Source organism: Streptomyces sp. NPDC046465 (assembly GCF_040646035.1).
In the GTDB taxonomy this organism is placed as follows: domain Bacteria; phylum Actinomycetota; class Actinomycetes; order Streptomycetales; family Streptomycetaceae; genus Streptomyces.
Genome location: NZ_JBEYZK010000028.1, coordinates 105,761 through 114,939, shown reverse-complemented (window position 1 = coordinate 114,939; position 9,179 = coordinate 105,761). Strand labels below are relative to the sequence as shown.

Below are 9,179 nucleotides of genomic sequence, written 5' to 3'. Positions count from 1 at the left end.
AGTGCTCGGCCCGATGCTCCTCTTCGGCTTCGGCATGGGGCTGAACTTCGTGACACGGGCGGTCGGGCCGACGCGGTCCACGCGGCCGCCCGGCGACATCTCTCGACCCGATCCGGGCTGGCCCGGACTCCGGCATCCCGGAAAAATAAGACCTGCCGCATCGCGGCGTGGAGAGGACCGGGCCGCGAGGGGCAGGGCGGGGGACGGCCGGGCGGCCGCGCCGGACGGGTGAGGAGGCGGGCGCAATGGCTTCACAACGGGATATTTGCTGACGTAATAGCGCGTCGGGATTGCGCGAGGTGATCTTCGCGTCGCGATCCCGTTCACCGGTCCCATCGACTCTGTGAGGCAGCACCCCATGAGCCTGAGCATCCGCAACCAGATCCCCGGCACCGTCGCGTCCGTCTCCACCGGGGAGGCCATGGCGGCCGTCAAGGTCCGCCTCGCGGGCGGCCAGGACGTCACCGCCGCGATCACCGCCGAGTCCGTCAAGGAACTCGGTCTCGCCGAGGGCTCCGAGGTGAGGATCCTCGTGAAGTCCACCGAGGTCGCCCTCGCCACCGCCGCGCTCCAGGGCGTCTCCATCCGCAACCAGATCGCGGGCACCGTCACCGACGTGGCCGCGGGCGGAGCCATGGCCTCCGTCAGGGTCGATGTCGAGGGCGGCGCGCTCACCGCGGCCATCACCAAGGACGCCGTCACCGACCTGGGTCTGGCCGCCGGTTCCTCGGTGGTCGCGCTGATCAAGTCGACCGAGGTCTCCCTGGCCATCGCCTGATCCGAGTGCCGTGCGGAGAGGGCGGGCGGCCGTACGTCACTCCTCCAGGGCCGCCGCTATGCGGTCGAGGTCGGTGAGGAGCGCCGCCATGCGCTGCGGCGGGACGGCCTCGACCATGAGCTCTTCGACGGCGTAGACGGCGCTCTGGACCGCGGCCAGGCGTGCGCGGCCCTCCCCGGTGAGGTGGGCGGGCCGGGCGCGGCCGTGGTCGGCGGTGGCGGGGCGGGTGATGAGCCCCGCTTCCTGCAGGCCCCGCAGGACGACGTTGCCGGACTGCCGGGTGACGAAGGTCGCGCGGGCGAGGTCGGCGTTGGACATGCCGGGGTGCAGGGCGAGCAGTTCGAGGGTGGCGTACTGCGGCACGGTCAGCCCGTGTTCGCGCAGGACCTTGTCCATGGCGCCGCGCAGGGCGGCCTGGGCGCGTTTGAGCAGATAGCCCACGTGCTGGGTGACGTCCTCCGGGGCGCCGGGCGACGCGGGTGGCGCGGTCTCTTCCATGTCAGCATTTTGACATACGAGACGCAGTGACCCTAGTGTCAGGTATGTCAAAGTCCTGACATCAAGGAACGAGGAACAACCATGCCTGCCACCATCGACGGCCCCGACTTCGTAGCCCTCCAAGTCCGCGACGTGGACGCGGCGGCGGCCTTCTGCGAGCAGCACCTGGGCCTGCGACGGGCCGCCGTCTCGCCGCCCCACGCGGTCGTGTTCGACACCGAGCCGACGCCGTTCGCCGTCCGCGCGCTGCTCCCGGGCGTCGACCTGGCCGAAACCGCGCAGCCCGGCCTCGGCGCGGTGATCTGGTTCAAGGCCTCTGACGCCCACGAGCTCCACGACCAGCTCGTCGCCGCCGGGATCAAGATCCTCACGCCCATGGCGGACAGCCCCTTCGGGCCGATGTTCTCCTTCGAGGGACCCGAGGGGTACCGGCTCACCGCGCACGGAGGCTGACACTCACTCTTGCGCCGGGTGCTGCCCGTGTAGTCCGCTGAGGCGCATGGGGAAGAGGAGCATTGCCGCAATGACCGCCGCCCTCGTCGCGGGGGCCCTTCTGACAGGCGTACCGCAGGCCGGTGCGCAAGCCGCCGAGCACGGCACCGAGCACGGCACCGACAGTTCGTCACCACCGCCCGGGGAAGCGCTCGCAGCCGGGATCGACCTCGACACGGTGACGATCCCGGAGTTGCAGGCGCGCATGGCGGACGGTTCGCTGACCGCGTCCGCGTTGACCCGGGCCTACCTGAAGCGGATCGAGAACGTCGATCCCAGGATTCACGCGGTGCTGCGCACCAGCCCGACCGCCCTGCGCCAGGCGGCAGCAAGCGATGTCAGGCACCGGCACGGCAAGACCCTCGGGCCGCTGGACGGCGTCCCCGTCCTGCTCAAGGACAACGTGGACACCCGTGACATGCCGACGACGGCGGGCTCCCTCGCGCTCGCCGGGAGCCCGCCCGGCGCCGACGCCGATCTCGTGACCCGGCTGCGCGAGGCGGGGGCGGTGATCCTCGGCAAGACGAACCTCTCCGAATGGGCCAACTTCCGCGCGGCGAAGCCGACATCGGGGTGGTCGGCAGTCGGCGGGCAGACCAACAACCCCTACGTCCTGGACCGGAATCCGTGCGGTTCTTCGGCCGGTTCCGCCGCCGCGCTCGCCGCGTCGCTGTCGCAAGTGGCGATCGGCACCGAGACGGACGGCTCCATCGTGTGCCCGGCAGGGATGAACGGCGTCGTCGGCCACAAGCCCAGCCTCGGCCTGGTCAGTCAGTCGGGCGTGGTGCCGATCTCCGCCGAGCAGGACACGGCCGGGCCCATGGCGCGCAACGTCATCGACACCGCGCTCACCTTTTCGGTGCTGAGCGGTTCCGAGGGCTCGCGCGGGCAAGGCCTCGCCGGTCAGCAAGGCCTCGCCGGTCCGCAAGACCTTGCGCAAGGCCTCCCCGTCCCGCAAGGCTCCCTCCGCGGGAAGCGGATCGGCCTGTGGCGCCTGCCCTCGCTCGGACCCGACGTGGACGCGGTGATGACCCGTACGGCGGAGAAGCTGCGCAAGGCCGGAGCCGTCGTCGTCGAGGTGACGCCCCCGTACCAGGCACGGCTCGCCGAACTTGAATTCCCCGCGCTGCTCAGCGAGTTCCACCGGGATATCGACGCCTATCTCGGCACGCGCAAAGCGCCCCACAGGCCCCGTGACCTCACCGAGTTGATCGAGTTCAACCGCGCCCACCCCGAGGTGCGGTCCTGCTTCGCCGGGCAGGAGCTGTTCGAGCAGGCCCTTGTCGCGCCGCCCACGACCGACCCCAAGTACCGGGAGATGCGTGCCGAGTTGAAGGACCTCTCCCGGCGCTCCATCGACGAGACCATGGCCACGCACCATCTGGACGCCATCGCCGCGCCCACGAACCCGCCCGCCTGGACGACCGACTGCGCGCGCGGCGACAACGACGTCATCCCGTCCTCCACACCGGCAGCCGTCGCCGGATACCCGTCCCTCTCGGTGCCCGCCGGGTCCGTGGGCGAGCTGCCGGTCGGCCTGCTCCTGATGGCCGGTGACCACCAGGACACCCGGCTCCTGTCCCTGGGGGCAGCGGTGGAGCACCGGTTGAAGGCCTGGCGTGCGCCGCGCTACCTGCCGACCGCCGGGCCCGGCACCTCACGGTGAACCTGCTTCGCCCGGCCGGGTGTTGAAGGGTCAAGGCTCGCCGGGTCACGGGTCTGCCCCAGCGGCTGACGGCCGCGAAAAGGTACGGAAACGGTGGGGGAGGGGCGCGGGAGGCGGGTGTGCGGGCGGAAAGTCCCCGGTGGCGGCGGGTGTGTCGGGCGCCGCGTGTGTAACAGGGATGCATTAGCGGGCGGTTGGGCGGAACGGTTCTCCGCATCGGACCGGTCCTGGTGTTCAGCAACGCTCGCTCGTACCGATGTTCGGCGAGCGTGGCCGATATCCCAGACCAATACTCCGGTACCCCTGGTACCCCCGGTACCCCTGGTACCCCCGGTACCCCCGGTACCCCCGATACCCCCGATACCCCCGAACCGAATACCGAGGACGAAACGATGCGCGTTCACAAGCTCACCTTCGCGGCAGCCCTCGCCGTTGCCGCGAGCCTCTCGCTCACGGCTTGCAACGGCGACGACACCACGGCACAGGGCGACGGGTCGTCCGCGTCCTCCGCGTCTTCCACGGGCGGCGGTTCGGGCTCCGGCGGTACGGAGCAGGGTGACGGCAAGGACTCCGACGGGCAGGCGCCTGCCGAGGCCGGTTCGAACGCGGGCGGCTCGGGCGGCAAGTGCGCCACCGACAGCCTGGACATCTCGGCGTCGGACAGCACCATCGACGGGGACGACAAGGGCTCCGTCGCGGTGGAGATGAAGAACGTCGGTGAGAAGGACTGCGTGGTGTCCGGGTTCGCCGGTGTCGACCTGAAGACCAGCGAGGGTGCGCTGTCCGCGGAGCGCAGCGGCCAGCCGGCCGAACGTACGGTCCTCAAGGCCGGCAAGTCGACCTTCTTCAACGTCAGCTACCCGATGAACGACTCCGGCGGCTCCGGCGTCAGCGTCTCCGCCCTCGTGGTGACCCCGCCCGGTGAGACGAAGTCGCTCTCCATGGAGTGGCCCAGCGACAAGACCCTGCCCGTCACGGACGGCTCCGGCTCCTCGGTGACGGTCGGTCCGATCGGCAGCGCCGGCCAGGGCGGCTGATCCGGACACCCCATGCCCCGGGGCGAGACAAGAGAAAAGGCAAGGAGAGCTCTCCTTGCCACTCTCAACTTATAGCGCACATGGGGGCTTGCCACAAGGCCCGGGGCTTGGCGCAGAATCGTCGGTCGTAGCCACCACCTGCGGAAATGGGGACGCGACGCGATGAGCGAGCGGTACGTACTTGACCTTGAAGAGGTCGACGAGCGACAGGTCGCGGTCGTCGGCGGCAAGGGCGCGCATCTCGGCGGACTGTCACGCATCGAAGGCGTCCGCGTGCCGGCCGGTTTCTGCGTGACGACCGACGCCTTCCAGCGGATCGTCGCGCAGGCGCCCTCCCTCGGCGAGCGGCTCGATCAGCTGTCGCGCCTCGACCCGGCCGACCGGGAGGCGATCCGTACGCTCAGCGCGGAGATCCGCCGGACGATCGAGGAGATCGCCGTCCCGGCCGATCTCACGGCGGTGATCACCGGCGCGCTCGGCCGGTTCGGCGAGGATGCCGCCTACGCCGTACGCTCCAGCGCGACGGCGGAGGACCAGCCGACGGCCTCCTTCGCCGGTCAGCAGGACACGTATCTCAACGTCGTCGGGCCCGCGGCGGTCCTCCGGCACATCAGCCGATGCTGGGCCTCGGTGTTCACCGAGCGCGCCGTGACCTACCGCCGGCGCAACGGCGTCGATCACCGTACGGTCCACATGGCCGTGGTCGTGCAGCGGATGGTCTTCCCGCACGCGTCCGGCATCCTATTCACCGCCGACCCCGTCACGGGCAACCGGAAGGTCGCCACCGTGGACGCCGGCTTCGGTCTCGGCGAGGCCCTCGTCTCCGGCCTGGTGAACCCGGACGTCTTCAAGGTGCGGGACGGCCGAGTCGTGGACAGGACGATCGCTGCCAAGGAGCGCGCCGTGCACGCGCTGCCCACCGGCGGCACGCGGGAAGTGACCGTCGACGCGCGGCGGCAGGAGCAGCCGGCGCTGACGGACGCCCAGGTCGTGGAGCTCGCGGGGCTCGGGCGGCGGATCGAGGCACACTTCGGCCGCCCGCAGGACATCGAGTGGGGTCTGGCCGACGACGGCTTCCAGATCGTCCAGAGCCGGCCGATCACCACCCTCTTCCCCCTCCCCGACCCTCCCGACCACGAGAACCACGTCTACGTCTCCGTCGGCCACCAGCAGATGATGACCGACCCCATGAAGCCCCTGGGGTTCTCCATGTGGCAGCTGACGGCCATGGTGGAGATGCACGAGGCCGGAGGGCGGCTGTTCGTCGACGTCACCCGGCGCCTGGCCTCGCCCGCGAGCCGCGCCGGTCTCCTGGACCTCATGGGGAAGGGCGATCCGCTGACCAGGGACGCGCTGGAGACCGTCATCGACCGCGGCGACTTCGTCCCGTCGCTCCCTGACGAGCTCCCCAGCGGTCCGCCGGCCGCCGGACCGGCCGCCGGACCACCCGCCCCGATCGAGACCGATCCGGCCGTCGTCACGGAGCTGATCAAGCGCAGCGAAGCATCCGTCGCCGCACTGGAGCGCGACATCCGGACGGCATCGGGGCCGGCCCTGTTCGACTTCCTCCTGGAGGCCTTCGAGGAGCACAAGCGCGTCCTCAGCGACCCGTTGAGCTTCCAGGCGCTCATGGCGGGGATGGAAGCCACGTGGTGGCTCAACGACAAGCTGCGGGAGTGGCTGGGCGAGAAGAACGTGGCGGACACGCTCACCCTGTCCGCCCCCGACAACATCACGTCGGAGATGGGCCTCGCGCTGCTCGACGTCGCGGACGTGGTCCGGGCGCATCCGGAGGTCGTCGCGTTTCTGCAGGGTGTCGAGGGCGGGGACTTCCTCGACGAGCTGGCGAAGGCCGCGGGCGGCACCGAGGCGCGTGACGCCATCGAGGCCTATCTCGACCGGTACGGCATGCGCTGCGTCGGCGAGATCGACATCACCAGGCCACGGTGGCGCGAGCGGCCCGCGACGCTCGTACCCGCGATCCTCGACAACGTCAGGAACTTCGAGCCCGGCGCCGCCCGGCTGCGCTTCGAGCGAGGGCGGCGGAAGGCGGAGCAGAAGGAGCAGGACGTGCTGTCACGTCTGCGGGCCCTGCCGGACGGAGAACTGAAGGCCGAAGAGACCAAGCGGATGATCGACCGGGTCAGAACCTTCATCGGGTACCGGGAGTATCCGAAGTACGGCATCGTCAGCCGCTATTCCGTCTACAAGCAGGCCCTGTTGGCGGAGGCCGAACGCCTGGTGCGGGCCGGTGTCCTCGTCGAGAAGGAGGACATTTTCTACCTCACGTTCCAGGAACTCCACGATGCCGCGCGCACGCACCAGGTGGACGACCGGCTCATTCAGCGGCGCAAGGACGACTTCCGGTCGTACCGGTCGCTCACTCCGCCCCGGGTGCTCACCTCGGACGGCGAGGCCCTCAGCGGGGCGTACCGCCGCGACGACGCGCCGGCCGGCGCCCTGATCGGCCTGCCCGTCTCCGCCGGGACCGTCGAGGGACGGGCCCGCGTCATCCTCGACATCGGGGAGGCCGACCTCGAAGCCGGCGACATCCTGGTCACCACGTTCACGGACCCCAGCTGGTCGCCGTTGTTCGTCGGCATCGCGGGCCTGGTGACCGAAGTGGGCGGCCTGATGACCCATGGCGCGGTGATCGCCAGGGAGTACGGCCTGCCGGCCGTCGTGGGCGTGGCGGGGGCCACCCGGCTGATCAGGGACGGCCAGCGGATCCGCGTGCACGGAACCGACGGGTACGTCGAGATCCTGTCGTGACCGCCTCCCTGAACCGCAGTCCTTTTCCGCGATTGTTCCGGCGGTGCCCCCGATCCATCGGATGATCTCGGCCGACGGCGGGCAGCTTTCGTCGAGCGGTTCTGCCGTCGGCCGGGTGCTCCGTCCGCACGTCCTCGTCGTCGGCAACGGAACGCTGTCGCTGCCCCAACTGCGTACCCGCCTGAGGGACTTGGACTCCGCCCTGGCCGTCGGGGACACGGCCCCCGTGCCGCCGCGGCTCTCAAGGGGGTGGGCGGCGCGGCGGGGCGGGTGTCGCGGTGCTCGTCGGGTGCGGAGTGGATCGTCCGGAAAGGGATACTCTCCGGGCGTGAGTATCGACTCTTCCTCAGCGCCCGGCGACGGTTGTGTCCTGCTGGCGGCATCCGCCGGTGGGGTCGAGGGGCTGGGAGTGCTGCTGGGCGGACTGCAGGCCGGGCTTGCGGCACCCGTGCTGGTGGCGCAGCACCTCCGCCGGGGCCGCGAGACGCGGATCGTCGCGGTGCTGTCCTCGTCGACGGCTCTTGACATCAAGCTGGCAGAGGACGGTGAGGTTGCGCGTGCGGGGGTCGTCTACATCGCTCCGCCCGACCGGCATCTGTGTGTGCGGCCGGACCGGAAGCTGGCGTTGACGGAGGAGGCGCCGGTGAACTTCGCCCGCCCGGCAGCGGACCCGCTGTTCGAGTCCGCTGCCAAGGCCTACGGGGCGGGGTGCGTCGCCTGTGTGCTCACCGGGACCGACGGCGACGGCACCCGGGGCGTGAAAGCCGTGAAGGCGCGGAACGGCACCGTCATCGTGCAGGACCCGGAGACGGCCGATTTCCACAGCATGCCCCGTTCGGCGATCAGGACCGGCCTGGTCGACCTCGTGCTGCCCCTGCCGGAGATCGCCCCGGCCATCGCCCGGACGGTGCGCCACGGGTGAGGCCGCGTCGACTGCCCGCGCAGGGCGCCGCACCGGCCCAGGGCCCGGCACAATGGGCGTGTGGACGAGTATGAGTTCGAGGGCGGGGCCGGGGCGGATGCCGACGGTGAGGTCGAGGCGGTCGCGGTGATCAGGGAGGTCGATCACGGGACCGCCAAGCTGATGCCCGACGTCGACCGGCCGCGCGCCTGGCTGCTCACGGTCGACGGTGCGCCCCAGTCGTACGTCGACCTGGACGAACCCACCCACCTGGAGTTCGAGTACGCGCGCAGGCTCGCCCACGTCCTGGACACCGCGGCCGAACCGGGCGACCCCCTCGACGTCATCCACCTCGGCGGGGGAGCGCTCACCCTGCCCCGCTATGTCGCCGCCACCCGGCCCGGCTCCCGGCAGCAGGTGGTCGAGGCGGACCGGGGCCTGCTGCGACTGGTCGCGGAGCAGCTGCCGTTGGCCGAGGGGAGCGGGGTCGGCGTGCACGGCGCGGACGCCCTGGAGTGGCTGGAGGCGGCGCCGGACGGCAGTGCCGATGTCGTCGTCGCCGATGTCTTCGGTGGCTCCCGCGTCCCCGCGCACCTCACCACACTCGCCTACGCGCGCGCCGCCGACCGGGTCCTCCGCCCGGGCGGGTACTACCTCGCGAACCTCGCCGACGGCGCGCCCTTCAGGTTCCTCCGTTCCCAACTGGCCACGTTCGCCCAGGTGTTCACGGATCTCGCGCTGATCGCCGAGCCGTCCGTACTGCGCGGGCGGCGCTTCGGGAACGCGGTACTGATCGCCGCGCACGTCCCCCTCGACATCGGAGCGCTGGCCCGCCGCACGGCCTCCGACGCCTTTCCCGCCCGGGTCGAGCACGGCGACGGGCTGCGCCGCCTCATCGGTGACGCACGGCCGGTACGCGACGAGGACGCGGTGGCCTCACCCGAGCCGCCCGACGGCGCCTTCTCCATCGGGTGACGGCTCGGCGGCCCGGCGAGGGTGCGGCGGCTGTGGTTGTCGAGTCGGATGCTCCGTGCT

8 protein-coding genes are annotated in these 9,179 nt (G+C 71.1%); 7 read left to right on the top strand and 1 reads right to left on the bottom strand.

Going from position 1 to position 9,179, the window contains the following annotated elements:
• The first annotated feature begins 358 nt into the window (after positions 1–358).
• Positions 359–778, top strand: a complete 420-nt coding sequence (locus tag ABZ953_RS33660) for a TOBE domain-containing protein (protein ID WP_361732178.1) — start codon at positions 359–361, stop codon at positions 776–778.
• A 36-nt stretch (positions 779–814) separates the two neighbouring features.
• On the opposite strand, the gene ABZ953_RS33655 is transcribed toward ABZ953_RS33660, so the two are convergent.
• Positions 815–1,276: a MarR family transcriptional regulator gene (locus ABZ953_RS33655; protein ID WP_361732175.1), complete on the bottom strand. Its 462-nt coding sequence runs from the start codon at positions 1,274–1,276 to the stop codon at positions 815–817.
• Between the two features lie 81 nt (positions 1,277–1,357).
• Between ABZ953_RS33655 and ABZ953_RS33650 the strand changes: the two genes are divergently transcribed.
• The 6 genes from ABZ953_RS33650 (at position 1,358) to ABZ953_RS33625 (ending at position 9,119) form a co-directional block, all read left to right on the top strand.
• On the top strand, positions 1,358–1,729 hold the full coding sequence (locus ABZ953_RS33650) for a VOC family protein (RefSeq protein WP_361732173.1): 372 nt from the start codon (positions 1,358–1,360) through the stop codon (positions 1,727–1,729).
• Positions 1,730–1,775: 46 nt separating this feature from the next.
• A complete protein-coding gene (locus tag ABZ953_RS33645; RefSeq protein ID WP_361732170.1) occupies positions 1,776–3,434 on the top strand; it encodes an amidase in 1,659 nt (552 codons plus the stop codon).
• A 392-nt stretch (positions 3,435–3,826) separates the two neighbouring features.
• Complete coding sequence (locus ABZ953_RS33640; RefSeq protein ID WP_361732167.1) at positions 3,827–4,471, top strand: DUF4232 domain-containing protein; 645 nt, start codon at positions 3,827–3,829, stop codon at positions 4,469–4,471.
• Between the two features lie 162 nt (positions 4,472–4,633).
• Positions 4,634–7,243 carry a rifamycin-inactivating phosphotransferase gene (rph, locus tag ABZ953_RS33635; protein ID WP_361732164.1) on the top strand — a complete coding sequence of 870 codons (2,610 nt, stop codon included), beginning with the start codon at positions 4,634–4,636 and terminating at the stop codon, positions 7,241–7,243.
• Between the two features lie 328 nt (positions 7,244–7,571).
• Positions 7,572–8,165, top strand: a complete 594-nt coding sequence (locus tag ABZ953_RS33630) for a chemotaxis protein CheB (RefSeq protein ID WP_361732161.1) — start codon at positions 7,572–7,574, stop codon at positions 8,163–8,165.
• A gap of 162 nt (positions 8,166–8,327) precedes the next feature.
• Positions 8,328–9,119, top strand: coding sequence for a fused MFS/spermidine synthase (locus ABZ953_RS33625; protein WP_361732201.1), 792 nt, complete (start codon positions 8,328–8,330; stop codon positions 9,117–9,119).
• Positions 9,120–9,179: the final 60 nt, after the last annotated feature.

Excerpts from the sequence above, each read along its gene's own strand:
- ABZ953_RS33660 (WP_361732178.1), top strand. The coding sequence starts at position 359 with ATGAGCCTGAGCATCCGCAACCAGATCCCCGGCACCGTCGCGTCCGTC.
- ABZ953_RS33655 (WP_361732175.1), bottom strand. The coding sequence starts at position 1,276 with ATGGAAGAGACCGCGCCACCCGCGTCGCCCGGCGCCCCGGAGGACGTC.
- ABZ953_RS33650 (WP_361732173.1), top strand. The coding sequence starts at position 1,358 with ATGCCTGCCACCATCGACGGCCCCGACTTCGTAGCCCTCCAAGTCCGC.
- ABZ953_RS33645 (WP_361732170.1), top strand. The coding sequence starts at position 1,776 with ATGGGGAAGAGGAGCATTGCCGCAATGACCGCCGCCCTCGTCGCGGGG.
- ABZ953_RS33640 (WP_361732167.1), top strand. The coding sequence starts at position 3,827 with ATGCGCGTTCACAAGCTCACCTTCGCGGCAGCCCTCGCCGTTGCCGCG.
- rph (WP_361732164.1), top strand. The coding sequence starts at position 4,634 with ATGAGCGAGCGGTACGTACTTGACCTTGAAGAGGTCGACGAGCGACAG.
- ABZ953_RS33625 (WP_361732201.1), top strand. The coding sequence starts at position 8,328 with ATGCCCGACGTCGACCGGCCGCGCGCCTGGCTGCTCACGGTCGACGGT.